Source organism: Limnobacter sp. (assembly GCF_043511195.1).
Classification (GTDB): domain Bacteria; phylum Pseudomonadota; class Gammaproteobacteria; order Burkholderiales; family Burkholderiaceae_B; genus Limnobacter.
On record NZ_CP121330.1, the window covers coordinates 3,025,293 to 3,050,236 of the forward strand.

The following is a 24,944-nucleotide window of genomic DNA, read 5'->3' on the forward strand; positions in this document are numbered from 1 at the left end:
ATTACATTGTACTAGCGAATGACACCACGCGCCTTAAAGTACTGCACCAGCACATTGGGCTCAAAAGGCTTGGAATAAAAGGCGTCGATTCCTGCCGCCATGGCACGGGCATATTCAGCCAAACGCGAGCCTGCGGTGACAGCAACTATTGGGGTTTTCACATATTCAACCATGTCACGAATGTGGCGTGTGGCACTGAAACCGTCCATCACAGGCATGTGCAGGTCCATTAAAATGGCCGCCACATTGACACTTTTGTCCTGAAGCATGTCCACAGCCACTTGGCCATTGCCAGCCACTACCACCTGGGCACCCAGTTTGCGCAAACGAATTGCATTGATTTTGGCAACGACGGGATCGTCTTCAACCAAGAGCAACGTCAAATTATTCAAAGGCAATTCGCTTTCAGGATTCTGCGTGGAAATAGACTGGGCAGTGGCCCGCCCCACCAGCTTGACCGGAATCTGAAAACCGGCACACGTGCCTTTGCCCAGTTCACTTTGTATCTGGAACTGACCGTTCATCATCTCGAGATACTTGTGCGTGAGGTAAAAACCGACCCCCATGCCACCACCACCGCGCATGCGACGTTCCGATTGGTTTGCAAACGGAGTTCCTAACGAATCAATCAGCCCGGCAGCCATGCCAATGCCGTTGTCGCTGACCTGAAAATGGAATTCTGGCTCAGGCTGGGCATGAAACGAAATTTCGACCCGAATCTGGTTGGCATCTGAAAACTTCATGGCATTGTCGATCAGGCCATGCATCATCCGCCCGATCCTGACCTTGTCGCCCAACACAATGGGATCAAATTCAAATTGTTCTGCACTTTGCAGCAGATGAATTTGACCCGGGTGAGCGCGCTGCACCAAACGCAAACGATCAATCCACAAGGCTCTTAAATCGAATTCTTCTTCGTCCAGTTGAAGATCGCCCAACATGCTGTCGGCATAATCCATCAACATTCGCACGCTGCGGGTTACGTCAATATTGGCTTTGTCGAGGTCTTGAAAAAGCTCAGCCTGGTCTTCATCCAGTTGCGTTGCGGAAAGCTGGTTCAGCATTTCGAGAGAATTGTTCAGTGGGGTACGCAGTTCATGGCTGACCACGTTCAAAAAGTGATTTTGCTGCCGAATCACCTGCATCAACTCTTTTGTTTTGTGCCTTAAACGCTCGTTGCCGTGCTTCAATTCGGCAAGAAGCCTGGCTTTTTCAGTGACATCGGCAATGGCCAAAGTAACCAAGGGCCAGGCACCCTCGCGGTTCACATTCAAGCCGATCTGAACCATGATTTCTTCACCTGATTTGCGACAGGCCGGGAAGTATTTTTGCCCGGTACCCTGGCCCATCATTCGGCCCTGGGAAGACTGCAGAAAACCTTTAAACAGGACAGCATGGCCGGCACGCAAATGGGCAGGCAGCAGCAACTCGAAATTTTTGTTGTGCAGTTCGCGTACGGTGTAGCCAAACAGGTCTGCACAGAAAGCATTCAGAGAAAGGATCTTCCCGTGGTGATCGATCTGCATCAAACCAACAGGGCTGTGCTCCAGTAAGTCAGGGGTGATCTGTTCGAAGTTCAAGATGGAGCAGTTTCAATGTATTGATTACTGCCCAGTGTGCCAACATCCCGGCGGGAACAAGGGGACATTACAGCGGTAAAGTCCCCTCTTCTCTCTGAATTGATAAATTAATTTTTTTAAATTAATTAACAATTAAAAACTGTTAATTTCGAAACGCAGCAGACGCCCAACCCTGCCTTGAGTTGGCAGGTTTAGCGGGCAAAGGTACGCCACCAATGATCTTCTCAGTGGCAGTGCCGTAACGCAGCCAGGTCTGTGTGGGCTGTGTACCCACACCCGGCAAGGTGTAATCGCACACACCTTGCGGGAAAATTTCTTTCACCTGCGCCACAAAAGCAGCTGTATCGGCCATCGGCACCACACCTGCGTAGTCTGCTGCATCAACTGGTTTCAACACGCATTTGTTGGCCAGGGTGCGAATGTCGTCGCCAGCCACGGTGCGAGGTGTACCGAAACGCGTTTGCACCAGCACGTGTTGCAGCTCGGCAATCGGGCCGGTCAGTTGAGCCGACATGCCAGTGGAATCCACCGCCGAGAAATCCAGACCGCACACCTGATTGCTCAGCTGGTCAAAAATTTGACCCGCCTCGGGTGGTGGCTTTGGAATGCTGCTGGAATTGGCCATGGGCAAAATCGGATCGGGGAAGAACAGGTTGCCACTCATTGGCACAAACGGCCCGTCTTCGGCATAAATGCTTTGGGCCGATAAACATTTGTCGCGCGCAGCACGGGGCTTGTTGGCCACCACTTTTTCCGGCAAGGGTTTGGTGCTGCCATCGGCTTCAATCTGGCTTAGCCAGCGGTCCATCACCAGCAAGGCTTCTGTGCTGTAAGTGGAATCGCCCGCCAATACCAATTGACCGAACCAGATCACATGGTTGTCAAAATGCCCTTGGGTGGCGTTCAAGCGTGCACGCATTTGCCAGCTGTGAAATGCATCGTGGGCAATGCCGGGGTCGGGGCCGCGCAAGTCGATAATCGGAATATTGCTCAAATGTTCAGCCGTATTCACTGCACCGGTTTTGTACGAATTGGTCAAAGCCAGTGGGTCGGCCACGGTGCGCTTGGCCACACGTTGAATGTCCACATCGAAACCACCGATGTTGCGGTTCAAATCCAGAAATTGATTGGCCGTGATGGTGCCCTGCTTCAAGGCGCCCAGGCCATACTGCACGCCCACATTGTCCAGCGGTATGCCGCCGAACCCGCGACCAATTTTTTTCTCGTTGGCGCTCCACACATCGGGCGTTCTGAAGCCGAACTGGGTGCTCATGTAATCGATCAAGCCGCAACGCAAACCACCCGGGTTGTTCACGGGGTCATAAGGCGTGGCTGCGCCATTCAAGCCGCGGCAATTCTGGGCATAAGGATAGGCCTTGGGGAAAAAGGCGTTGTCAGACAACACAGGGTTGACCGGCAAGTGCCCGTAGACAGCGCTCCACTGCACATAGGGCAAAAAGTTTTGGTTGAAATTCGGGAACTGATTGGCGTTTTCCGCCTCGTTCACGCCTTGGTAACGGTTGCCAAAATAGGAATTCAACAGGTTGTAATCTGCAAACTGGCTTGCGGTAGTCCATACATCGGGATACGAACATTGCACGATAATGCCCTGATAAATTCCGGGGTAGGCATTGGCAATGTGCTGCTGCGCAATGGCCCCACCCGAACAACCAGTGCCCATGGTGTAGCGGATTTCGCCGTACTGCTCAACAATGCGTTCTTTCACCATCATCAGTGATTCGGCAGCAGTCACCAAATTCACGTTGTGACCCAAATTGGCCATGGCTGTGGAGGTGGCAATAAAACCCCGGCCCAAGGCCACGGTGATGCTGTCACCCAGCAAGAATTCAGCGCCGTCCGGGGCTGTGCCGGAAATGTCGCCATTGGGAGGATTGCCGGGCGCATAGCTCACGCCCACATTGCCACCGTGATGAACCAACACCTTGCCGTTCCATTGGGGCTGCGGCTTCCAGGGTTGCCAATCTTCTGCCGGATTAAACAGCGTGCGAATTTGATACCGATCGCGATTTTGCACACCACGCTCGGTGCGAATGATGAAAGGCACGGTCACGCCGTTGTCGGTCGTGGTCATTGCAATTTCGCTGGCGGGTGGTGGGTTCGCCGGGTCGTAAGGCAGGAAAGTGGGGGCAAATTCCTGTTCCTGAAAATTGGAATTGCTCAGAAAATGCTGCAGCTTGTTGGCAGGCAAATAAGAAAAACTGAACACGGCAGGCTGGTTGCATTGGGCATCCACGACGCCTTCGTTGGTACAGGTCCAGGGCTGCACTTGCGGCCCGGAAAACACAGGGCCACCATTGGGGTGATTGATGATGGTGGCAACAATGCGGCCTGTGTTTTTCAACACCGCCATGATGCGGTTTTCACCCAAGGTCAAGCCTTGAATGCGGCCCATGTAACGGCCATTTTCACGCAAGGCAAACTGATCGCTCACATCAACCGTGCCCAGCATCACACGCACCACTTGCAGGTTGGCGGGGTCTTCAGCAGTAATTTCAACCAGGGCATTGCCGTCGCTGATCAAATCAGCACGGTTGGATAAAACCCGAATGCCATCACCGGGCTTCAGGTCCACGGGTGTTTCTTCGTTGGGATTGGTCACGGTGGGGCTGTCGCCCCCGGCCACAGTGCTGGAATCATTGCCGCCCAGGCAACCGGCCAAAAGCGCAAGCGTGCTGAACGCCAGCGCCGTGTGAAGTGTTTTGCTCATGTTTTCTTGTAAGTTTGAATTGTCTCCAAACCTTCATACTTCAAGCCAACACTTTCAGATTCATTTTGTAAATCAGTTACTTACTTATCAAGATACTTTACCTAACAACTTTTTCGCTTTTTACTGCCGGTGTTTTTTGGGCATGATATGGATTAGCCCCAACTCCATTTCCACCACACAGGGCGCACCTTTTTTCAGGCCCAAACGCTGGGCCCCCGACACCGCCATTTTCAGTGTTTCAAAAGGCGCCACCTCCATGGTCAGATCGATCAGACTGAGTTCACCCAAGTCGCGGTGGGCATCAACATGCGCGGGCAACACCACAAATCCATCGCGTTGCAAATTATAAGCTGCGGGTTTCAAGGCCAGGCCATCGGCATGCACCACCCAATTCACAGGGAAACCTGGCGGAATTTTTCCTTTGTCTTTGACCTGAAGCTGAAAGCTGTTCGACGGCAAGGCCTGTTGCGTATCCAGCGCGCTGGTCCACTGCAGCATGCCAAATCCCGGATGATCCGAAGGACCCAGCCAGGCACCATGGAACCGGTTTTGAATACCCACCAAATCGGCCACACGAGAATTGCGAGGCCTGCGGTGTACATCAAAGGCCTCGCCTTCTTGCAACACCTGCCCATGGTCAAGCACCACCAGTTTGTCGCACAACATGCGGGCTTCATTCAGATCGTGGGTCACCAACACAATCGGAATATTCAGGTCGCTGCGCAGTTCTGCCAGCAATCGGTAAAGGCCTTCGCGGTTCATTTGATCGACTGCGGAGAACGGCTCATCCAGCAACAACAACTTCGGTTCGCGGGCCAAGGCACGGGCCAAAGCCACTCGCTGCTGCTGCCCTCCCGACAATTCGGCGGGCTTGCGCATGGCTTCGTCATTGCTCAGGCGCACACGTTTAAGCCACTGCACTGCTTCGATAATTTGATCGCCTTTGGGCAAGTGCTGCAAAGCCAAAGCCACATTGGCAGCTGCGCTTAAGTGGGGCATCAAGGCATAGTTTTGAAACACCAAGCCAACCCGGCGTTGCTGGGGTGTTTGAAACACGCCTTTTGTAGTGTCTAACCACACTTGGCCACCCACTTCGATGCGCCCCTTCGCGGGTTTCATCAAACCTGCCAATACACGCAGAATGGAGGACTTACCTGCCCCCGAAGGCCCCACCAGGGCGAGCAGTTGACCCGCCTCACAATGAAAACTTCCACGCAGTGGCATGGGTTTGAGTTGCTCAAACTCAATGTGAAGGCTTGTGGGCAGGCTCATTTGTTGCGCCTTCTTCGGTTTGACAACAACAGGGAAGCGGCCACCGCCACCAGTGAAAACATCAACAAGGCCAGCGACATGGTGTTGGCTGCTTTCAAATCGAAACTTTGCACACTGTCGTAAATGGAGATCGCCAAAGTTCGGGTTTCGCCAGGAATATTGCCGCCTATCATGAGCACTACGCCAAATTCTCCCACTGTGTGAATGGCAATTCCACTTTGGTAAAAATCGCCCAGCTACCCAAACCACTGACTTGTGCAGCTTCGTTTAAATTGTGGGGAATCGACTCAAAAGCACGTTGAATGGGTTGCAACATGAAAGGAATGTTGAACAGCACCGAGGCCAGCAGCAGCCCGGCAAAATTAAAAGTCAGCGTGATGCCAAACGTACTTTGCAACCACTGCCCCACTTGCGAACCACCGCCCACCGCCACCAACAGGTAATACCCCATCACAGTGGGAGGCAAAACAAGCGGCAGTAAAATTGCAGCTTCAATCCAGGTTCGGCCCTTGAACTGGGTGCGGGCAAGCCAGCGCCCCGAGACCAGGCCAATGGGCAACAACACCAGCAATGTGCTTAAAGCAAGTTGAATGGAAAGCGAGAAAGCAGACCAGTCCATCATGGTTTTAACACCGGATCGTAGCCATATTTTTTCAGAACCTCGCGGGCTGCTTCCGTTTGCATGTACTGCACAAACGCCTTGGCAGCCGGGTTACCTGCTTGACACAAGACCATGCCCTGAATCAATGGCTGATGCCACTCTTTGGGTATCAAACTGTGGCTTGCGCGTGCGGCCACCTCGGGTGCAATTGCCAAAGACAAGGCCACCAAACCGCCCTGAGCCGCACCAGAGGTCGCAAATTGCGTGGCCTGCCCAATGTTTTCGCCCATCACGAGTTTTCCTTGCAATGCATCCCACAACTTGATCTGGATCAGAACCTCTCGTGCCCGCATGCCGTACGGTGCCACTGCGGGGTTGGCAATGGCCAGTTTGTTCAGGCGACCGTCCTTCAGCGCGGCGGCCAGGTCTTTCAAACTGCCATCGGGTTTTAATGCACTTTGGTGCGGCACAAGCAACACCAGTCGTCCTTCCGAATACGGCACAACGGGTGTAGCGGCCAACTTTTCGTCCACCAGCTTTTGGGGAAACACCATGTCGGCCGACAAAAATACATCGAAAGGGGCACCCTGTTTGATTTGACTGTAGAAGTTGCCCGAGGAGCCATACGCCACCTTCAGTGTATGCCCAGTCGCTTGGGTAAACCGGGGCGATATTTCATCGAGTGCGTGACGCAAGGTGGCAGCAGCAGCCACTGTGACGTTGCCAGCATGGGCAAGGCCTGCACAGATCAACGCAATTAAACAGACAAATGTTTTCAAATTAAATGCTGCGCTGGTTGACTCGTTTGGACAATTCCTCTGCAGACTCTACCCGCTCAGAATAGCGATCTACCAAATACTGTGCGTGACCACGGGTCAGCAAGGTGAACTTCATCAACTCCTCCATCACATCCACCAAACGGATGTAGTACGGGGAAGGCTTCATTCGGCCACTTTCGTCAAACTCCATAAACGCTTTGGCAATTGACGATTGATTGGGAATGGTGATCATGCGCATCCAGCGCCCAAGTACCCGCAACTGGTTCACTGCATTGAACGCCTGCGAGCCACCACACACTTGCATCACCGCCAGTGTTTTGCCCTGCGTGGGCCGCTTGGCGCCACCGGTTAACGGCAACCAGTCAATTTGTGTTTTCATCACGCCGGTCATGGCGCCGTGGCGCTCGGGCGAGCTCCACACCTGCCCTTCCGACCAATCGGCCAGTTCACGCAGTTCTTGCACCTTGGGGTGCTGCTCATTGGCGTCATCCACCAAAGGCAAACCATCGGGATTGAAAAACCGGACTTCTGCCCCCATCAGCGTGAGCAAGCGCCCAGCCTCTTCTGCGGCAAGTCGACTAAAAGAGCGAGCGCGCAAAGAACCATACAAAATCAGGATTCGGGGTGGGTGCAACAGGCTGTCACCCAACAATTCCCGATCGGGTTGCTTAAAACAGTCTGCGTCCAGATTGGGCAAATCACTTGGATTCATAACAACACCATTTCCTTCCCATTCAATGATTTAGAACCAGGCCACCGACATTTCCGAGAAATAAATCACAGCCACATAACGCAGCGATTTACCAATGCCTACAAGCAGGATAAACAGCCACAGGTTTACTCGCATAATACCGGCGACCAGCGTCAACGGGTCACCACCAACAGGCATCCATGCAAACAACAGGCTCCAGACACCATAGCGTTGAAACCAGGCCTGCATTTTCTCGATTTGCCTGGGTTTGAAATAAAACCATTTTTTGTGCTGAAAGTGCAGCAGGTAACGCCCCAGCACCCAATTCACCACAGCCCCCAGGGTATTGCCCATTGTCGCAACTGCAAGCAACAGGCCGGCGGGTTCGCCTGCACGGATCATGGCAAACAGCACCACCTCGGAATAGAAAGGCAAAATGGTGGCTGCCAAAAAGGCGGAAGCAAACAGCAAGGAATACGACATGGATTATTGACTCTGGGGAGCTTGCCTGCATTGTTGCACAAGCCATTTGAACAAGCGCCTGTGTTTGGGGCGGTACAACAAATATTCCGGGTGCCATTGCACCCCCAGCCATTGGCATGCGCCGTCGGGCTCAATGCCCTGCACAAAACCGTCCAGGTCGCGGGCCACAATTCGTACACCCTGGCCCAACTCGTCTATGGCCTGATGGTGCAGGCTGTTGATGCGCAACCGGCTGGCGCAGGTTACCGCTGCCAGGCAACTGCTGGCACGCAATGCCGCTGTTTTTCGCGGCAACACGGTGCCCCGGTTTGAAGTTAATTTGCGCCTTGCGCGAATGTCGATGTGCAAACTGCCGCCCAGGCTGACATTGATTAACTGGGTACCACGGCAAATGCCCAACATGGGCAAGCCATGCTTCAATGCCCAGGCAATGTGCGCCTGTTCCAGCGCATCGCGATCGGGGTCGTAGTGTGCTTTGGGTGCTTCTTCTTCGCCATAGAGCGAAGGGTGGATATCGTCCCCACCACTTACGATCAAGGCATCAATTTGATCAATTGGCCAGTGGTGCCTCACGCTGATGCGTCGGGCCTGCCCACCAGCCAGCCACACGGCCATGCGAATGCTGAACCACGACGGCGACCACCACTTGGCATTGCCAGTTACACCGACAACAGGTTTTCGTGAATGTGCGCCAGTTCCTGGTGCCAAGGCTCTTCCTTCAGGTTGATTAAATTCTGGTTGTACTCAATCCACTGCTCGCACATGGACCTCAATGTGACCGGGTCAGCGGCCAGGTGTTCCACCACACACCAAATATTCCAGCTGTCCGTTAAAGTCCAGCCCGGTTTTTCGATTTCGCAATTCGGCAAGCGATAGTGAAAGGTTGGGCGTGCATGCACACGCTCATCGCTGACCACTGCCAGTACGCGAGTCTCATCAATTTGCTTGAACAAAGGCAACAGGTCCATGCCCCGATTTCGGGTGGGGTTGAACTTCAGATAATCGTCGATGATCTGCGACAACGGAGTATCGGCGGTGTAAGCCATGACCAATTCCACATACCGCTTCGGATACATGTCAATGTAGGGCGTCAAACGGCGCAAGGTGTCAATTCTGTGGGCCTTCATCAACCAGTGCTGTGACACACAATAGGCTTGCAGATAGGGCACGATGGTTTGTGAATTCAGATCAGGCAACTCGGCGTTGATGTGTACCCCAAAGGCATAAATGAGCGAATCGGAAGTACCCAGGGCCCCCGCGCCTTGGAGGCTGGTCACCATGTCGTTGAGTACGGAAAGCCTGTTCACAGGTATGGGTGGACACACCACTTCCAAGGGCACTATCTGCCTGGCCAAATCTGTCATCAAAGCCAGCACTGCATCTTCATTTGCGCCCTGCTCTTCAAGGCGCTTGCGGGCCATGTTCTTGGCGAAACTCCAGTCCAGTTCAATTTTAAAATGACCAAACTCGGGATGTTTTACCTTGCACTCGGCCTGCGTGTCACGAATCACTTCACCCTGCAAGGCCTTGGCCACCGCGGCTGCCGCAGATTGCAAGTCCAAGCCAGCAAACTCCAGTTCGAACCCCGCACACCGAACTTCGCGCTTGACGTTTTTCATCCAGGCGGGTTTGGCATAGTTGTGCTGCATTAATCATTCCCTGCAAAAAAACAAAGGCGGCGGGCTTTAACAAAAGCCCACCGCCAGTCAACGGTTAAGTGGCTGCGCTTGCTTACACCACAGTCAACTTTACATCCACATTGTTACGGGTTGCGTTTGAGTATGGGCACACCTGGTGTGCTTTCTCAACCAATGCGTTGGCGGCTGCTTTGTCCATGCCTTCCAGCTTGATGCTCATGTCCACCGCAATGGCAAAACCAACACCCTTCGGGTTGCCGCCAATGCCCACAGTGGCAGTAATTTCGGGCTCGGAAGGCAGCTGGATTTTGTCCTGACCGGCCACGAACTTGATCGCGCCGATAAAACAGGCGGAATAACCTGCAGCAAACAATTGCTCAGGGTTGGTACCCGGGCCGCCCGCGCCACCCAGTTCTTTGGGCGTGCTCAATTGCACTTTCAACCGTCCGTCGTCTGTGGCTGAACCACCTTCGCGACCGCCAGTGGATGTGGCCTTGGCCGTGTAAACAACTTCCATGAATTTCTCCTGTAGTTTGGTGGATGAACAATCAGATAGTTATCGCGATAACCATCTAAAGAATTGATTTGACAAAATCTTGGTCTCTTTAGAAGGTTATCGCAATAATTAACGAAGAACAAGCGGTCAGGCTTTCAACAACCTTTCCCGCAAGGCGTCCAGTTCACATTTCAAGCGATGAATTTCCGTGGGTGTCATGCCGCATTGATCAACCACACAGGCGTATACATTGAGGGCCTTTTCCCGAATCTTCTTGCCCTCTTCGGTCAGGTAGATCTGCAGTTGCCTTTCATCATCTGCACTTCGGTTGCGTGTTAGCAGGCCTTGCTCGGCCATTCGTTTGATGACGGGGGTCAATGCGCCAGGCTGTTGACCCAGTTGACGGGCCACATTGATCAAACTGACTCCGTCTTCCTTCCACAAAATCATCATGACCAAGTATTGCGGAAAGGTTAAACCCAAGGGTTGCAGCAGCGGCTTGTAAACCTGCGTAATTGCAAGAGAGGTTGCATACAAAGAGAAACAAAGCTGATTGTCTAACGCTAGTGGATTCTCGATTTTCATGTTCTTGGAGTTTTAACCAGACGATTGGGGTAACTCAAGTGTAATCGCTTGAACGGTTTGAGTCATCCTTGTCTAAGTCAATCCAAGACAATCGTGAATAAATGCGTTCAATTTGACTCAAATTGTCCTCGTCTGGCCCGTGTTTTTACACGCCCCGCTCTTTAAACCAGTCCAAAGTCAGTTTCCAGGCATATGTGGCAGCCCGCCTGTCATAGGTGGGGCGGTAGTCGGCATGAAAACCGTGATTGACAGCGGGGAAAACCACAATTTCAGAGGCGCTGCTGCCCTTGCCCAGTTCGTTGCGCATTTTGTCCACAACGTCATCGGGCACAAAACTGTCCTCGCCAGCGTACAGACCCAGCACGGGTACCTTCAGGTTTGCAGCCACATCAACCGGGTCTGCTGGCTTGTTTGGTCCTTTCAACCCGGCCAGCAAGCCGTAATAGGCAACGCCAGCCTTTACATTTGAATTGTGGTTGGCGTACAACCAAACCGTGCGACCACCCCAACAATAGCCCACGATACCCAAGCGCGTTGTATTGGCTTTGCCGCTGGCTTTTGCAAATGCAACGGTGGAATCGATGTCGCTCATCACCTGGGCATCGGGCTCCACTGGCACCACGTCTTTCAAAATTGCTTCAAGGGTCATGTTGGACACATCCGCTTCGCGGCTGAACAAGGCCGGTGCAATGGCGTAATACCCTTGCTTGGCCAAGCGACGGCAAATGTCCTGAATGTACTCATGTACGCCAAAAATTTCCTGAATCACAAGAATGACCGGAAAGTTTCCGCCTTTGGCAGGCATTGCGCGGTAGGCTGGAATTTGCCCGTCTTTCACGGGAACTTTCACTTCACCCGCAGTAATTCCCTGGGTGTCTGTTTTTATGGCCTGTGCAAACAGGGGCTCGGATGCCACTGCAAAACCACCCGCAAGCGAGGTGAGCAAGAAGCCTCGGCGACTCACGGTGGTTTCATTGATTTTCTTTGCCAAGCCAAATTTCAGTTGATCCATGGTTACTGCTCCCGGGTGTTAAAATTGAAATTATCAGTTATCACGATAACAAAATATCACAACAAATCGACTACCTTGGCGATGGAATAAGCCCGATCCTGCGGATTTTTTATCTTGAGCGCAGATTGAAGGTTGGGGCTGTAATGCAACCTCAACAATTCTTTGTAAAAGCCGTATTCGTTTTGAATTCCCAATGCAGCACGACGCATTTTCAACTGGGCTTCCTGAAAGGCTTTACGATGCTTGGGGAAATAACGCTCAACATGAGAAAGTGCGAACACATCGGCATACAGTTCTTCGCGGTGGCGCCTGCGCACAGGTCCAAAATCAATTTTCTCTTTCATTTGCACGCAATGGCCTGACTCGTGCGCAAAAAAGGCTTCGTACACCACCTGCTTCGGCAAGCCATCAAAAAACTCCAGGTACTGCTCAAAGCTGTGCCAGGTTTTGTCGCGAGTGCTGATAAGAAATGTGCAGCGCTTCAATGGGGCGTTGTACTGAACCAGCAAGGGTGACTGGTGCGGCGTTTCTTTTCCGATCAATTTAAAATCGACTGAATAGCCATGCATGCGGCCATAACCACGGGCCACGCTGCCAGCAATGTGATCGATCAACTCTGCATCATCGAAGTCTTCAAAGCCATTGGCTTTCAGTGGTGTTGAGCACAGCACCATTGCGCAGGCCAAGGCAAGGCCAGCCCAGTTAAAACACCCAGATTTTTCCACCCTGTAGTCTCCTGCCAATGTGTGGCTTATTTTTTCATCATGGCCTTGAAAGCTTCGCAAGGATCTTCACGGGAATGGGCAGGCACTGTGCGAAGCACATCAAATTGCTCAGCGCCATTGGCCTGTGAATCTTCGATAAAGCCATACACGGTTGTTGTTTGTTGTAGTTTAACGGGCAACCAGTGAACAACGCCGACATCTTTTTGGACATGGCCATTGCCTGCAATCAAAATCACATCGCGTTGCGTGGCCTGCTGTTCAATGACCTTGGCCATCCACACATCGCGAGCCACTTGTGCCGGAATCATTTTTTCGGCAACGTGCTGGGGCAGCACATTGCAGTGCCCTTCAACAATGTTTCGACGATGCTGTTCGCCCAGCGGCTTCGGCAATGGTTTGTCCAGTTCATATTGGGCAATGGTGTCTGGGTCCAGGGCCGCGCCGTACCCGCCCTTCACGATACGGTTTGCTTCTTCTCGCGACACATTGGCCGCCAACAAGGGCAGTTGATAATCAATTGCAAGTTGAATCAGGGGTTCATACAGTTCCCACTGCCAATTTTCTACCCATGGCTGCGATGTAATACAGCTTGCCTGCTTGCATTGATCTTGCGCAGTGCGCAACAAGCCCTGGTGTTCCCGATCAAACTGCTCCATTGCAATGGCGGGTCGCCAGCCTGTTTTCACTTTTGCTGCGATTATTTCATAACGGGCTTTGTGAGCCTGAGGGTTGTCGTGAACCTCGCCCATTAACCACACAGTGGGCACTGTTTGCTGTGTGGTTTGTGTTGCACAGGCCGCTGCCAGAAAGACAACGCACAGGGCATATACAATTTTTGAGGGTACTGCCATTGAAACTATCCCTTTGCCTGCACCGGCAATACAAAGTCGAACAAAGCCTGTGATTTATCGTGAGTCCACTTCACCAACAAGTCTGGGTTGAAAAAGCTGTCGCGCAGATTCAGCACTTGGTCCGGAAAATAAAGTTGTGTGGTCAGCAATGGTGTACCAGGGCCCTGTACCTTCACGTGCAAATGCGGCGTGCGCCGAAAAGTCGAATTGCCGTAAGAACCGGGCATTAAGGTTTCAAAACGAAATCGCCCTTGGGCATCAGTCAGTTGATGCCCCCGCAATTTGAAACCGGTGTTGTCGTATTCACCTTCCGAATCGCAGCCCCACACATCCACAATTGCATTGGGAACAGGTTGGCAGGCGGTATTCAATACCCGCCCTTGCAATACCAAAACATCACCGGGCAAACCATCAATCAGCGTGCTGCGTCGGGGAGTTTGCGGGGTGTAATACGGGCCTTCAATTTGCTGGGCAGTGGGCTCATCGGTGCAGGCAGGCGTTAGCGCCAAAGCCTGCCGCCAGGTAAACCAGGGAGCAGCGACCAAAAGCCCGGCACCGGCCTGAAGAATTGTTCGTCTGTATTTCAGCATGCCATCTCCCACGCCAATACTTCTCTGTTCTTGGATACAACATCCAAATAAACGTTCCCTTCAGTAAGAGATTGGGTACGCAATAACAATCACCACTTCCACTTGTCACCCTATGTTGAAACAAAAAGGTTTTTACGCTGCCTGTCTTTTCTCGCTTGGCCTGGCAGTTGGCATGCTGCTCAGCAGCGCCATGCCCGCGCTTGAAAACACAGCGACCGAATCTGCAAACACGGCAGGTACGCAGCCCAATTCGATCGACATTGGCTTTGCGCAAAGCATGATCATTCACCATGACCAAGCCATTTCCATGGCCATGCTGGTGAAGGGCAAGGTGTCGCCCAATCTGGATTTACTGGCCGATGGAATATTAACCGCCCAACTGCTGGAAATGGGACAAATGAAAGGCTGGCTAACCGCATGGAATCAGCGAGTAACCCCACCGCAGAAAGGCGCAATGGCTTGGGTCGAAGACGCAAAGAATGTGACCAATGTGCAAGACCTGCTGTACGTTGCGCAATGCAAGTCAGCCAAGGGCGTTATGCCTGGAATGTTAAATGTGGATCAATTCAACGAAATGAGAGCGCTGACAGGCCCAGATCTTGAACGAAGATTCCTCGAGGCAATGATCGACCACCACCAGGCCGCCATTCCCATGGCGCGTTTTGCGGTGAACAACGGGGAATCGTTACTGGTAAAGGGTTTGGCAAAATCCATCATTCGGGAACAGGCGGCAGAAATTTCCCTGATGAATAAATTGCTCGCACAAGTTAACTCGAAATAATGAATTGGGCTGTTGCAGTTCCGACCCCAGTTTTCACAGCGGCAAACGCTGAAGATTTGTAGGGAGATGGTGAACTGTCAGAAATCAGTAAGTGGGCAAACCCACGATGATAAAAAAAACAAACAGGGAGACAGGGAAATGCAATCTACAAAACTCGCAACTTTATTGGCCAGCACAGCTGTGTTGGCAGCATGCGGTTCAGAAGGCGTCGGGCCAACAAGCTCAAGCAGAACGACACCCAGCGAAGTGATGGGTGCCAGTTTCGTTGAGCCCGTCCAATGTGGCGCAGGCTCTGTGCCGGAAACCGGCATTCAAGGTCAAGTTCCGCTGGCCGACCGCGAGAGCGGGCGCAGCAAACAAGGCTACCGGTGCAATATGGAACTGGTGGGGCAATACCAGGGCGAAGGCAGCACATGGGTCAACCCTTCCTACAAAACCTGTTCGTACATGGGCACCACATTCTCGGGCATTCCGACCAAAGTGTCACAAGGGGTTCAGGTAATCGACGCGCGCGATCCGGCCAATCCGGTGCTGTCGACCAACCTCACCAGCCCGGCATTTTTTCAAAGCCCTTGGGAATCCCTGAAAGTGAATGAAGCACGTGGCTTGCTCGGAGGCGTTGCGGTGGGGCCGGTGCTTAGTGCCGGTTTTTTCGATATTTACGACATTGGCACTGATTGTGCGAACCCGATCTTGCTGAATTCTTTTGCGGCCAACCTGACCCTGACCGCCAACTTGATAGGCCATGAGGGCGCGTGGTCACCCGATGGAAATACTTACTGGGCCACTGGGTTGAACCCGGGCAGTATTACTGCCATTGACACCAGCAACCCCAGCCTGCCGCGAATTCTGTACACCACCATTGCCTCGCCCAGCAACCACGGCTTTGAATTGAGTGAAGACGGTAACCGCATGTATTTGACTTCACTGACCCCGCCCGGTGTGATTATTCTGGACACGAGCAGCATTCAAAACCGCGACCCAGTGCCCATGTTGACCGAGGTTGGCAGCGTGTATTGGGAGGATGGAGACTTGAGCCAACACACCATTCCTGTTTCGTACAATGGCAAACCGTTTGTGATCGCTGTGGACGAGGGCGGTGCTGGCGCAGCACGAATTATTGATATTTCGGATGAGACTGCACCCGTTGTAGTTTCCAAACTGAAACTGGCCATTCATGCAGAAGAAAATGCAGCCATTCGCGAAGCTGACACTGCGAACAATGGAAGCTTTGGCTACGAAGGGCACTATTGTGGTGTGGATAAAAAAGTGAACCCCACCGCCATTGCATGTGGCTATTTTCAATCCGGTGTGCGGGTGTTCGATATTCGCAACCCGCTGGCAGCCAAAGAAATTGCCTATTACAACCCGCCTGCGCAGTCGGAGAAAAAAGCACAGTTGGCAGGCTCTGAACACGCAACCAGCGCGATTGGAGGTGATCTAAGCACTGACTGGTGCAGCTCGCCGCCCCGCTTTGTGGGCAGCGATCAAATTTGGGTCACTTGCCAGGACAACGGATTCATGGTGTTGAAATTCACGAACAACGCGTATCCCTTGAAATAACAAGTTAGCCGTTCAACCAGCTCACGGTTTTCGCCCAAATGGTATTGGGCGATTCCTTGCCGCTCATAATGCCAATGTGACCACCTGGGCCGATGAAGAATTCTGATTTTTCAGAGCCCACCACTTTGGTAATTGGCTTGCAACACGCCACATTGGCCAGGTTGTCTGTTTTGCCCGCAATGCCCAACACCGGGCAGGCGATTTCTTTGAAATTCGCTACAGCCTTGCCCACTTTAAAGTGGCCATTCGCCGTTTCATTTTCTAGCCAAATACTTGCAAACCAGTCGCGCAGGGCACCGCCGGGATAAGCTTCCAGGCTGTCAATAAACGCAGCCTGGTTGGCGTGCTGGGCCACAAACTCGCGGTCGTGCAATTGCGAAATCAAGTTCCAGTAACCTTTCAAACTGCCCACAGGGTCAAGCAATTTAAAACCAATCACGTTGGCCCAACCCGGTGTGTACAACAACTTGGCGGGCACCTTGCGGAAATTGATTCGGGCGGATTTCAGAAGGTGTGCAAGGCGTTTGTACTGTTGACCAATCGCGCCATTGGCATGGCCGTCGATCGGCGTGCCGTAGGTCACAATTTTGTTGATGTTTTCATCTTTGAACAAGGCGGTGTAAGCCAAGGCCATGCCACCACCCATGCTCCAGCCCTGCAGGTTCAGCTTTTTGGAGCCGCTGTGTTCGCGCACAGCAGTCAGGCAGGCGGGCAAAAATTCCTTGATGTAATTCTCAAGTGTCAAACCGGCCTGTTTGCGCGTGGGTTTGCCCCAGTCGATCAGGTACACATCAAACCCTTGCGCCATCAGGTAGCGCACGAAACTGCGTTCGGGCAACAGGTCGTACACGTACATGTTCACGGCCAAGGGGGCAATCAGCACCAGCGGAATTTTGTTGCGCTTCTTGCTGACAGGCAGTGTTTCATCGCCCACAGTGATGCTTTCTTCGGTCAACGGCAGGTAATGGCGAACACTGTGAATATCGCTTTGGTGAATAATTTCAAACGGCTGCAAACCGGCACGCACCATGGATTCCGACTTGAACAGACGATTCCAGCCATTGCTGGACATGTGGCTAATGCGGCGAATACTGAGTGCGGTGGACATGGCGACAAACCTGATTGTGAAAATAATGTGTGTCAGATTCTAACAGCGCTCACGCCAAGGGGAGTGGTATGGACGTTCTAAATGTTACTCAAAAGTCACCTCATTGGGGTTACTCAAATTGAGTGAGGTGTTTGTGGGCAATCGGGACGAATGATAATTTGCGGACCCATTCAGCAAAGCCAAACAAAATGTAGCCAGAAGGCTACGCCTGAGATATGATCAAAATACGTAAAACCGCAACCTATGCCAATTGGCTTGACTGCTTGCGAGACATCAACGCACGAGCTCGAATTCAGGTTCGAATAGAACGATTGGCGGCGGGCAATGCTGGGGATGTTAAGCCGGTAGGTGGAGGCGTATCTGAATTACGCATCAATTTTGGTCCAGGCTATCGAGTCTATTTCACAAAACGTGGGCAAAAATTAATCATCTTATTGGCAGGAGGAGACAAGAGCACTCAACAACAAGACATTAAAGAGGCCTTGTACCTCGCACAAAATATTCAGGAAAACCAATGACGAAAATTTTGACTACTCGGTATGACGTCGCTGAACATCTTCGTACCCCCGAAGAGATGGCTGCTTATCTTGAAGCTTGCTTCGAGGAAGCAGGCGACGATGCAGCGTTCATCGCCAAAGCACTCGGGGATATCGCGCGCGCCAAAGGCATGACCAAAGTTGCGCACGATGCAGGATTATCCCGGGAAAGCCTTTATAAGGCACTTTCAGGCCAACGCAGCCCCGACTTTCAGACAATTCTGAAAGTGATGACTGCACTGGGTTTAAAACTGCATGCTCAAGTTGCGCGCAATTAATCTACTGCTGTTACTTCCACTTCAAACCCACGGTAACACCCAGCAAAAACTGTCGCTCGCTGGCAGGCTCAAAGAACTGCCCTGCCCCCTGGTTCACAATCACCGAGCCCACGTATTGCTTGTCGAACACATTGTCCACGCGCGCGTAGGTGCGCACATTCCAGCCACCATCCAGCGGCCAGTCTTTGCTGGCGCGCAGGTTCACCACTGAATAGGAGGGTGCAAAAGCATCGTTTGCATCATTGGCAAACAGTTTGTCAACGTAGCGCAATTCAGTTGCCGCCTCGTACAAGCTAGACGGTTTGTACACCACTTCACCGAAGAAGGTTTTCTTCGGAATGCTGGGCAGGCTGTTGCCCGCCTGAATGCTGTTGACCGAGGTGTCGTAAGTGGCGCGGATATAGTTCACCGCCACATTGGCCTGCCACTGCGTATTGAACGCGTGTTGCAAACCCAGTTCCGCGCCTTCCCGGCTGGTTGAGCCTGCATTCTGGAATGAGGTGGCACCGCCGTTTGCAGACAGCACCACGATTTCATTTTCAGTATCGACCGTGTACAGCGCGGCATTGATACGGGTGGCGCCAAACTTGGCTTTCACACCCAATTCAAGCTGCTCGCTTTTTGCAGCTTCCAATTGCGAGTTGAAATTGGGGCTGGGTGGCGCAACAGACAAATAAGCGGTTTCCAGCAAGGTCGGCGTCTCGAAACCCTCGCCATAAGAAATATAGGTGTTGATGTTGGGCTGCAACCGATAGGTGAAACCAATATTGCTGGTCACTTCGTCGTACTTTTTGCTGCCACTGCCGTTGCCATTGCTCAAGAACTGGTCGTTCGATTCAATCTGGATGGATGAATTTCGCACGCCACCCAACACACTGAATTTGTCGGTGAAAAAGTATTCCGCCTGCAGGTACTGGTCGAACTGGCTGGCCGTGTTGGCCTCGTTGCGGTTGGGTGTGGTGCTGCCCCCGAAAAATCCGAGGCGCGCCTGTTCCAGTTCACCCACGGTCAGGCCGGCATTCAAAAACAGGGGCTTTTCCAACAAGCTGGTTTGGTGGCCAAAGCGCAGGTCGGCACCGCTGTATTCATTTTTCAAATCAATCACGGCTGTGCTGGCCAACACCTGGCGAATTTTTCGGTCGCCATAGTAGGGGCTGAAAGTGACATTGGTACTGGGGCTGAATTTGTGTTCCAGCACAAACCCTGTTTGGCTTTGCTCCACGGTTTTGTTGGTGTTGTTGGCCACGGTGTTGTTGCCCGCCTGCCTGCGGTTGTTGGCCAATTGCGCCGCAGTCAACCCAGCCGGGTCTTGCGCCAGCGGAATGTCCACGTAGTTCAGTACCCAGCTCAGCCGTGTGTCGCTGCTTAAATTCCAAACCAATTTGCTGTTGAAATTGTCTCGCCGTGCTTTGCTGTGGTCGCGGTATCCATCGGTTCGGAAAGTGGACGCGTCAATCACAATGCCCACTTCCTCATTGCCTTTGTTCAATTTGATGCCGCTTCGGCGTGTGTTGTCGGTGCCGAAAATCTGGTTCACTTCCAGTTCGGTACCGGGGCGCGGGTTCTCGGTGGTCAGCAAAATTACGCCGCCCGATGAATTTCCGTACAGCGAGGAAAAAGGTCCGCGCAACACCTCGATCGACTCAGTTGACGACAAACTGAAATGCGAAATTTGACCTGAGCCATCGGGCATGGTGGCGGGAATGCCATCTGAGAACAAACGCACGCCGCGCACACCTGAGGTAGCGCGCGCACCAAAACCACGAATGGAAATTTGCAGGTCTTGCGCAAAGTTGTTGCGGTTGTTGATCACAAGGCCCGGCACGCGGGTTAATGTTTCTGACAAATTCACCTGAAAGCTGGCCGCTTTCTCCAGCGTGTTCTGGTTGATTTTGTCGACCGAGGCAGGTACTTCAAACGGGTCGCGGGCTTCCCGAGTGGCAGACACCACAAAGGTGTCCAGGCTTTCAGTTTGCGCAAAGGTTGGGGTGGCCAGCCCCAAGGCTGCAAGGGCGGCGATCAAGGGCGTACTGCGGTGCGTCATGAAAAATGTCTCAACATTGTTGTAATTGGCGTTGCGCAAGCATGAAGGAAACAGTCCGTGAAATTTTCCCGATCGTCATGAAAAGTGGAATATTTCCTCTGCTTCAAAACTGCCTACTCTTTGTACAATCATCGTAACAACTGTTAACCCCAATAAAAATCAGGAGACACCCGCATGTTGCATGCACTCGAAGTGCTCGCTCTACGCATCTATATGGCCATTTTTAAAGTGGTCACCGCCTTGATGCCATTCAAGTGGCCCCGCATGTTCGAAGGCGCAGGATCGTCGCTGGAACTGGTCCGGCACATGGCCGATGCGGGTCACCGCAATGTACTTGTTGTGACCGACGCCGTGCTGGTGAAACTTGGTGTGCTCGACAAAATGAAAACCGAGCTTGAAACCCAGGGCGTGAAATACGTGGTGTACGACGGCGTGGAGCCCAACCCCACGGTGGAACAAATTGAAGCCGGTTACCGTATGTTGATGGAGAACGGTTGCCAGGCCATCTTGGCAGGGGCGGCGGCAGCCCCATAGATGCTGCAAAAATGATCGGTGCACGCGCAAAAAACAACAAACCTGTATTGAAATTAACTGGTTTGCTGCGAGTGCACAAAGGCATGATCCCCTTGTTTGCAGTGCCCACCACGGCCGGCACGGGTGCCGAAGTGACCATTGCAGCCGTGGTCAGCGATACAGCAAACAAACGCAAAGTGGCCGCCATGGACCTGCGCCTGCTACCCACCGCAGCAGCCCTGGATGGTTCGCTGATGACTGGACTGCCTGCACACATCACCTCGTCCACAGGCATGGACGCACTTACCCATGCTGTGGAAGCTTTCGTATCGCGCAATGCCACACGGAAAACCAACCAAAAGGCGCTGGAAGCCACGCAGCTGATCATGAAATACCTTGAAACTGCAGTGGCCGATGGCAACAACCTGGAAGCCCGCCAGAAAATGGCACGTGCATCTCATTTGGCTGGCATCGCCTTTACCCAGGCTGGCGTGGGTTACGTGCATGGCATTGCCCACAAATTTGGTGCGCTGTACCACACGCCCCATGGGCTGGCCAACGCCATCGTAATGCCCCATGTACTGGACTACTCCTTACCCAATTGCGCCGATCGCTTGGCGATTTTGGCGCGCGCCTGTGGCATTGGTGACAAGGGTGCCGACGATGTTCATTTGGCTCGTGCCTTCGTGGCCCGAATTCGTGCCATGAATGAAAAGTTCAGTATTCCAACACAACTGGCCGCATTGAAACCGGCAGACATTCCGGCCGTGGCCAAGTCTGCCATCGCCGAAGCCCGCTTCACCTACGCCGTACCGCGCTACATGAGCCAACCCGTGGCGGAATCGGTCATCAAGAACATGTTGCCCACAGCCTGAATACAATCGTCTGAAAATTATATTTTTAAGACACTGTAACTTCCTTCTCGCGCCAACGATCTATTGCGTACCTCCACCCGAACCATCGGGTGGGTTGCGAGGTTGATGACCATCAAAAGAAGGATGCAGGAAATGAGAACAGCGCATGGTTTGGCCGCAGTGGCCACAATGGCCGCTTTGGCCGCACTTGGTACACAAACAGCAGTCGCCCAGACTGCTATTCCCAGCGAACCTGCCAATGCTGTGAATTTGGTAGATGGCCTTGAAGGCGTATTCGGCACCCACGCTGCACGACGTTCTGGTGCGCGCGGTGTTTGCGCAGCAGGCGAATTTGTTGGCAACAAGGCAGGCGCCGCTGTTTCAAAGGCCTCCGTATTTTCTGGCAAACCCGTACCGGTCATCCTGCGCTTTTCGGTGGGTGGCGGTAACCCCAACGCACCCGAAAGTGGCAAAGGCGTGCGTGGATTGGCGGCACAGTTCGATTTACCCAACGGTGAACAATGGCTGATGGCCAATATCTCAGCGCCTTTCTTTACTGCTGCAACACCCGATGGTTTCCTGGCATTCCTTGAGGCCCGCAAACCAGACCCAGCGACCAAAAAACCTGATTCTGCAAAAATTGCAGCGGCTGCGGCCAAATACCCCGACTTCAAACCCCAAATGGAATGGGTTGCAAAAACTGGCGTGCCTGCCAGTTACGCGGCAGTGAATTACTGGAGCACACATGCATTCAAGTTCACCAATGCTGCGGGCAAAACCCAGTTTGCAAAGTGGATGTTTGTGCCTGTGACAGGTCAGGAATTTATTGCGGACGACAAACTGGCCACACACGCCAAGGTATTTCTTGAAGACGAGCTGAAAGGTCGCGTTTCACAGATTCCGGTTGAATTCGACATGGTTCTGCAATTGGCCCAGGCGGGCGACCCCACCGACAATGCGACTGTGGCCTGGCCCGACGATCGCAAAAAGGTGGTGGCTGGTCGCTTGAAAGTCAGCGCAGTGACTGACAAAGCCGCTTGCGATGGCATCAATTTCAACCCACTGGTATTGCCCACCGGTATCGAAGGATCGGATGATCCTTTGCTGGCAGCACGGGCAGGCAGCTACGCAGTGTCACAGGCGCGTCGTTTGGCCAAATAAACGACGTTCCCCTTTTAGCCTGTACACTATTGGCCGGAATCCCCTCCAGGGTTCCGGCTTTTTTTATGCAGCAAACACGGAGCAGTACATGGAATTATTCGATGCAATTTACCAACGCCGGGCCATCAAGGCGTTCGACCCCGATTACACCATTCCGGCAGATGACGAGAAAAAACTGTTTGAAGCGGCCATCCAGGCACCCACCAGCTTCAACATCCAGCACTGGCGGTTTGTGGTGGTACGCGACAAAACCTTGCGCGCTGAAATGCGCAAGCTGGGCAATGACCAAGCTCAGATCACCGATGCCTCGCTACTGATTATCATGACCGCCGACATGAAAGCCTGGGAGAAAAACCCGTCACGATACTGGACTGAAGCCCCCAAAGAAGTGGCGGATTTGCTGGTGGGCTGGATGGGACCGTTTCATGATGGCCGCGAATGGTTGCAGCGTGACGAAGCACAGCGGTCGATCGGCATGGCCATGCAAACCCTGATGCTGTCAGCCAAAGGCATTGGCCTGGATTCCTGCCCCATGATCGGCTTTGACATTGAAGCCGTGGCCAAAGTGATCAACTTGCCTGCCGACCATGTAATGGGTCCTATGGTGGCCATTGGCAAAGGCACCAAAGCGCCTTGGCCAAAACCTGGTCAGCTCAATCTTGACGAAGTGCTGGTCAACAACACGTTCTAAAGTACGTCATAGCTTTTCGAGAAACGCAATCAACGCCGCTTGATCTGCAGGGCTTAAGCCTTGGAAGCGGCGTTTTGCACCTTCGGCCTCTCCGCCGTGAAACTCAATTGCCTTTGTAAAATCCCTGCCTGCGCGACCATCGTGCAACAAGGGTTTGTCGGTTTGACCAACACCCCACAACGGCACTGTTTTCCATTCGGTGGGCAAGCCCAAGCCTTCCGGCGCATTGTCGGCCAGTGCCTCTCCCATGTCGTGCAACAACAAATCGGAGTACAACCACACCTCGCGGTCGCTCAGCGGCGCGGGAGCCATGGCCGATGTTTTCATCATGGGTGTGTGGCAACTGCTGCACTGAATGTCGTTAAACACCCGCTGGCCTCGCAAAGTAATGCCTTTGAGCTCTGGCCTTGGGGGTGGTGCCAACCAGCGCTGGAAATCAGCCGTGGCCTGTGTTTGCGAAAGGCTAACCGCTTCGCCCACAAAGGGTGTGCAATCGGCCGTGGCCAAATTGCCTTTGGGGCGCACCGGCGCGGCAAACAGGGGGTGGAACGTCGCAATGCCCAATTCGGTTGAAAATGCACCTTGGGTGAACGATTGCACATCGGCCACAAATCCGCGGGCACCCAAACGACCCACCAACTGGTCAGCGGCGTTTGGATCATTCACGCCACCGGGAAACATCACGCCAGGGCGACCACTGACTTCCGGGTTGACTTCTGCGCTGCTCAAGCCGTTCTGAATCAAGGTGGTGTCAGGAATATTTTCCAGCAAACCAATACCAAACAGGTGGGGAGTTACCCGCGTGGTACTGGCCATGGCATGGGGCGGCACGCGCTCGCCACCCAACACGCAGCCGGGTACTTCATCTGGAAATTCAGTGGCCACAGAACGGGCATGCACATGGGGTGCACCATCGGCCTGTGTGTCCAAACCGACCGAAAAATGGGGTGCCAACACGGTGGTAAAACGCTGAATGGTTTTCGTGGGGTCGGTACCGCCCACCGCCGGTTGCCCATGGCATTCCACACAGCTTTGTGCGTTAAACACAGCGCCCAGACCGTTGCTGGGCGTAAATACCTTCTCGAAGATTGCTTTGCCCTGCTCAAAACGCGCCAGTTGAACGGGCGTTAGTCCGTCGATGGGCGCTGACCAATCATGAGTCTTTAATTTCAATGCCGGAGAATCCTGCGAATTCTGTGCGGTCTGAACTGAGGTGTTGGTATTGGCGGAGTTCTGTGAATTGTCGTCTGAAGTGCAGGCGCCAAGCAGCAATCCCAAAGCTGCAAGAGTCACCACATGGCGAGGTGTTTTGATCATGTCTCAAAAATTGTAATAGTGGTTATGGTTTTTAACTTCTTACTGTCTCCGGCAAAAATCGGATTCAA

General features: G+C 52.9%; 25 protein-coding genes and 1 pseudogene. 7 read left to right on the forward strand and 19 right to left on the reverse strand.

All coding sequences use genetic code 11. The features are described from left to right. Positions 1-11: 11 nt before the first annotated feature. The 16 genes from P0D43_RS14375 to P0D43_RS14450 all read right to left on the reverse strand — a co-directional run bounded on the left by P0D43_RS14375 (position 12) and on the right by P0D43_RS14450 (position 14,030). Positions 12-1,580, reverse strand: a complete 1,569-nt coding sequence (locus tag P0D43_RS14375; RefSeq protein ID WP_159572275.1) for an ATP-binding protein — start codon at positions 1,578-1,580, stop codon at positions 12-14. A gap of 142 nt (positions 1,581-1,722) precedes the next feature. Next, positions 1,723-4,308 carry a DUF6351 family protein gene (locus tag P0D43_RS14380; RefSeq protein ID WP_394672763.1) on the reverse strand — a complete coding sequence of 862 codons (2,586 nt, stop codon included), beginning with the start codon at positions 4,306-4,308 and terminating at the stop codon, positions 1,723-1,725. A 120-nt stretch (positions 4,309-4,428) separates the two neighbouring features. After that, positions 4,429-5,580: an ABC transporter ATP-binding protein gene (locus tag P0D43_RS14385; RefSeq protein WP_159572271.1), complete on the reverse strand. Its 1,152-nt coding sequence runs from the start codon at positions 5,578-5,580 to the stop codon at positions 4,429-4,431. Then, complete coding sequence (locus P0D43_RS14390; protein WP_394672764.1) at positions 5,577-5,753, reverse strand: hypothetical protein; 177 nt, start codon at positions 5,751-5,753, stop codon at positions 5,577-5,579. Before P0D43_RS14390 ends, P0D43_RS14385 begins: the two co-directional genes overlap by 4 nt. 5 nt (positions 5,754-5,758) lie before the next feature. Then, positions 5,759-6,202 (reverse strand): molybdate ABC transporter permease subunit, encoded by a 444-nt coding sequence (locus P0D43_RS14395; protein WP_394672765.1) that lies wholly within the window; start codon positions 6,200-6,202, stop codon positions 5,759-5,761. Then, positions 6,199-6,960, reverse strand: a complete 762-nt coding sequence (gene modA, locus P0D43_RS14400) for a molybdate ABC transporter substrate-binding protein (RefSeq protein WP_394672766.1) — start codon at positions 6,958-6,960, stop codon at positions 6,199-6,201. The genes P0D43_RS14395 and modA overlap by 4 nt, the downstream gene beginning before the upstream one ends. Before the next feature lies 1 nt (position 6,961). After that, positions 6,962-7,672 (reverse strand): arsenical resistance protein ArsH, encoded by a 711-nt coding sequence (gene arsH, locus P0D43_RS14405; protein ID WP_394672767.1) that lies wholly within the window; start codon positions 7,670-7,672, stop codon positions 6,962-6,964. 30 nt (positions 7,673-7,702) lie between these two features. Further along, entirely contained in the window at positions 7,703-8,134 is a 432-nt protein-coding gene (locus P0D43_RS14410; RefSeq protein WP_341236865.1) for a YqaA family protein, read from the reverse strand. 3 nt (positions 8,135-8,137) lie between these two features. Beyond that, positions 8,138-8,842, reverse strand: coding sequence for a gamma-glutamyl-gamma-aminobutyrate hydrolase family protein (locus tag P0D43_RS14415; RefSeq protein WP_236550902.1), 705 nt, complete (start codon positions 8,840-8,842; stop codon positions 8,138-8,140). Further along, positions 8,794-9,783 (reverse strand): amidoligase family protein, encoded by a 990-nt coding sequence (locus P0D43_RS14420; protein ID WP_394672768.1) that lies wholly within the window; start codon positions 9,781-9,783, stop codon positions 8,794-8,796. The genes P0D43_RS14415 and P0D43_RS14420 overlap by 49 nt, the downstream gene beginning before the upstream one ends. Positions 9,784-9,865: 82 nt before the next feature. Continuing rightward, positions 9,866-10,288, reverse strand: coding sequence for an organic hydroperoxide resistance protein (locus P0D43_RS14425; protein WP_159572256.1), 423 nt, complete (start codon positions 10,286-10,288; stop codon positions 9,866-9,868). A 126-nt stretch (positions 10,289-10,414) separates the two neighbouring features. Continuing rightward, positions 10,415-10,804 carry a MarR family winged helix-turn-helix transcriptional regulator gene (locus tag P0D43_RS14430; protein WP_394672769.1) on the reverse strand — a complete coding sequence of 130 codons (390 nt, stop codon included), beginning with the start codon at positions 10,802-10,804 and terminating at the stop codon, positions 10,415-10,417. A 193-nt stretch (positions 10,805-10,997) separates the two neighbouring features. Next, the gene (locus P0D43_RS14435; RefSeq protein WP_394672770.1) at positions 10,998-11,864 is read right to left on the reverse strand and encodes a dienelactone hydrolase family protein; all 867 of its coding nucleotides are present in this window, start codon (positions 11,862-11,864) and stop codon (positions 10,998-11,000) included. Between the two features lie 56 nt (positions 11,865-11,920). Then, positions 11,921-12,589 (reverse strand): hypothetical protein, encoded by a 669-nt coding sequence (locus P0D43_RS14440; RefSeq protein WP_394672771.1) that lies wholly within the window; start codon positions 12,587-12,589, stop codon positions 11,921-11,923. Positions 12,590-12,615: 26 nt separating this feature from the next. After that, positions 12,616-13,440 carry a ChaN family lipoprotein gene (locus P0D43_RS14445; RefSeq protein WP_394672772.1) on the reverse strand — a complete coding sequence of 275 codons (825 nt, stop codon included), beginning with the start codon at positions 13,438-13,440 and terminating at the stop codon, positions 12,616-12,618. Positions 13,441-13,445: 5 nt separating this feature from the next. Continuing rightward, a complete protein-coding gene (locus P0D43_RS14450) occupies positions 13,446-14,030 on the reverse strand; it encodes an intradiol ring-cleavage dioxygenase (RefSeq protein WP_341236859.1) in 585 nt (194 codons plus the stop codon). 112 nt (positions 14,031-14,142) lie between these two features. Here P0D43_RS14450 and P0D43_RS14455 point away from each other — a divergent pair, with 112 nt between their 5' ends. Both P0D43_RS14455 and P0D43_RS14460 read left to right on the forward strand, forming a co-directional pair. Then, positions 14,143-14,811: a DUF305 domain-containing protein gene (locus P0D43_RS14455; RefSeq protein ID WP_394672773.1), complete on the forward strand. Its 669-nt coding sequence runs from the start codon at positions 14,143-14,145 to the stop codon at positions 14,809-14,811. A gap of 138 nt (positions 14,812-14,949) precedes the next feature. Beyond that, positions 14,950-16,374 carry an LVIVD repeat-containing protein gene (locus P0D43_RS14460; RefSeq protein WP_394672774.1) on the forward strand — a complete coding sequence of 475 codons (1,425 nt, stop codon included), beginning with the start codon at positions 14,950-14,952 and terminating at the stop codon, positions 16,372-16,374. A gap of 4 nt (positions 16,375-16,378) precedes the next feature. Here P0D43_RS14460 and P0D43_RS14465 read toward each other — a convergent pair whose 3' ends face one another. Further along, positions 16,379-17,482, reverse strand: coding sequence for an alpha/beta fold hydrolase (locus P0D43_RS14465; protein WP_394672775.1), 1,104 nt, complete (start codon positions 17,480-17,482; stop codon positions 16,379-16,381). 215 nt (positions 17,483-17,697) lie between these two features. On the opposite strand from P0D43_RS14465, the gene P0D43_RS14470 reads away from it, so the two are divergent. Together P0D43_RS14470 and P0D43_RS14475 are read left to right on the forward strand one after the other, a co-directional pair. Further along, a complete protein-coding gene (locus P0D43_RS14470) occupies positions 17,698-18,000 on the forward strand; it encodes a type II toxin-antitoxin system RelE/ParE family toxin (protein WP_394672776.1) in 303 nt (100 codons plus the stop codon). Continuing rightward, positions 17,997-18,296, forward strand: a complete 300-nt coding sequence (locus P0D43_RS14475) for an addiction module antidote protein (RefSeq protein ID WP_159572227.1) — start codon at positions 17,997-17,999, stop codon at positions 18,294-18,296. The genes P0D43_RS14470 and P0D43_RS14475 overlap by 4 nt, the downstream gene beginning before the upstream one ends. Positions 18,297-18,306: 10 nt before the next feature. On the opposite strand, the gene P0D43_RS14480 is transcribed toward P0D43_RS14475, so the two are convergent. Next, positions 18,307-20,340 carry a TonB-dependent receptor family protein gene (locus P0D43_RS14480; protein ID WP_394672777.1) on the reverse strand — a complete coding sequence of 678 codons (2,034 nt, stop codon included), beginning with the start codon at positions 20,338-20,340 and terminating at the stop codon, positions 18,307-18,309. Positions 20,341-20,646: 306 nt separating this feature from the next. Between P0D43_RS14480 and P0D43_RS14485 the strand changes: the two are divergent. The 3 genes and pseudogenes from P0D43_RS14485 (at position 20,647) to P0D43_RS14495 (ending at position 23,559) form a co-directional block, all read left to right on the forward strand. Then, positions 20,647-21,728: pseudogene (locus P0D43_RS14485) on the forward strand (iron-containing alcohol dehydrogenase). 132 nt (positions 21,729-21,860) lie between these two features. Further along, the gene (locus P0D43_RS14490; RefSeq protein WP_394672778.1) at positions 21,861-22,868 is read left to right on the forward strand and encodes a catalase family peroxidase; all 1,008 of its coding nucleotides are present in this window, start codon (positions 21,861-21,863) and stop codon (positions 22,866-22,868) included. Between the two features lie 88 nt (positions 22,869-22,956). Further along, positions 22,957-23,559 (forward strand): nitroreductase family protein, encoded by a 603-nt coding sequence (locus P0D43_RS14495; RefSeq protein WP_394672779.1) that lies wholly within the window; start codon positions 22,957-22,959, stop codon positions 23,557-23,559. Positions 23,560-23,565: 6 nt separating this feature from the next. Here P0D43_RS14495 and P0D43_RS14500 read toward each other — a convergent pair whose 3' ends face one another. Continuing rightward, a complete protein-coding gene (locus tag P0D43_RS14500) occupies positions 23,566-24,876 on the reverse strand; it encodes a di-heme oxidoredictase family protein (RefSeq protein ID WP_394672780.1) in 1,311 nt (436 codons plus the stop codon). Positions 24,877-24,944: the final 68 nt, after the last annotated feature.

Coding starts and splice junctions, on each gene's coding strand:
- P0D43_RS14380 (WP_394672763.1), bottom strand. CDS start 4,308: ATGAGCAAAACACTTCACACGGCGCTGGCGTTCAGCACGCTTGCGCTT.
- P0D43_RS14385 (WP_159572271.1), bottom strand. CDS start 5,580: ATGAGCCTGCCCACAAGCCTTCACATTGAGTTTGAGCAACTCAAACCC.
- P0D43_RS14390 (WP_394672764.1), bottom strand. CDS start 5,753: ATGATAGGCGGCAATATTCCTGGCGAAACCCGAACTTTGGCGATCTCC.
- P0D43_RS14395 (WP_394672765.1), bottom strand. CDS start 6,202: ATGATGGACTGGTCTGCTTTCTCGCTTTCCATTCAACTTGCTTTAAGC.
- arsH (WP_394672767.1), bottom strand. CDS start 7,672: ATGAATCCAAGTGATTTGCCCAATCTGGACGCAGACTGTTTTAAGCAA.
- P0D43_RS14410 (WP_341236865.1), bottom strand. CDS start 8,134: ATGTCGTATTCCTTGCTGTTTGCTTCCGCCTTTTTGGCAGCCACCATT.
- P0D43_RS14420 (WP_394672768.1), bottom strand. CDS start 9,783: ATGCAGCACAACTATGCCAAACCCGCCTGGATGAAAAACGTCAAGCGC.
- P0D43_RS14425 (WP_159572256.1), bottom strand. CDS start 10,288: ATGGAAGTTGTTTACACGGCCAAGGCCACATCCACTGGCGGTCGCGAA.
- P0D43_RS14435 (WP_394672770.1), bottom strand. CDS start 11,864: ATGGATCAACTGAAATTTGGCTTGGCAAAGAAAATCAATGAAACCACC.
- P0D43_RS14445 (WP_394672772.1), bottom strand. CDS start 13,440: ATGGCAGTACCCTCAAAAATTGTATATGCCCTGTGCGTTGTCTTTCTG.
- P0D43_RS14450 (WP_341236859.1), bottom strand. CDS start 14,030: ATGCTGAAATACAGACGAACAATTCTTCAGGCCGGTGCCGGGCTTTTG.
- P0D43_RS14455 (WP_394672773.1), top strand. CDS start 14,143: ATGTTGAAACAAAAAGGTTTTTACGCTGCCTGTCTTTTCTCGCTTGGC.
- P0D43_RS14460 (WP_394672774.1), top strand. CDS start 14,950: ATGCAATCTACAAAACTCGCAACTTTATTGGCCAGCACAGCTGTGTTG.
- P0D43_RS14465 (WP_394672775.1), bottom strand. CDS start 17,482: ATGTCCACCGCACTCAGTATTCGCCGCATTAGCCACATGTCCAGCAAT.
- P0D43_RS14470 (WP_394672776.1), top strand. CDS start 17,698: ATGATCAAAATACGTAAAACCGCAACCTATGCCAATTGGCTTGACTGC.
- P0D43_RS14475 (WP_159572227.1), top strand. CDS start 17,997: ATGACGAAAATTTTGACTACTCGGTATGACGTCGCTGAACATCTTCGT.
- P0D43_RS14480 (WP_394672777.1), bottom strand. CDS start 20,340: ATGACGCACCGCAGTACGCCCTTGATCGCCGCCCTTGCAGCCTTGGGG.
- P0D43_RS14490 (WP_394672778.1), top strand. CDS start 21,861: ATGAGAACAGCGCATGGTTTGGCCGCAGTGGCCACAATGGCCGCTTTG.
- P0D43_RS14495 (WP_394672779.1), top strand. CDS start 22,957: ATGGAATTATTCGATGCAATTTACCAACGCCGGGCCATCAAGGCGTTC.
- P0D43_RS14500 (WP_394672780.1), bottom strand. CDS start 24,876: ATGATCAAAACACCTCGCCATGTGGTGACTCTTGCAGCTTTGGGATTG.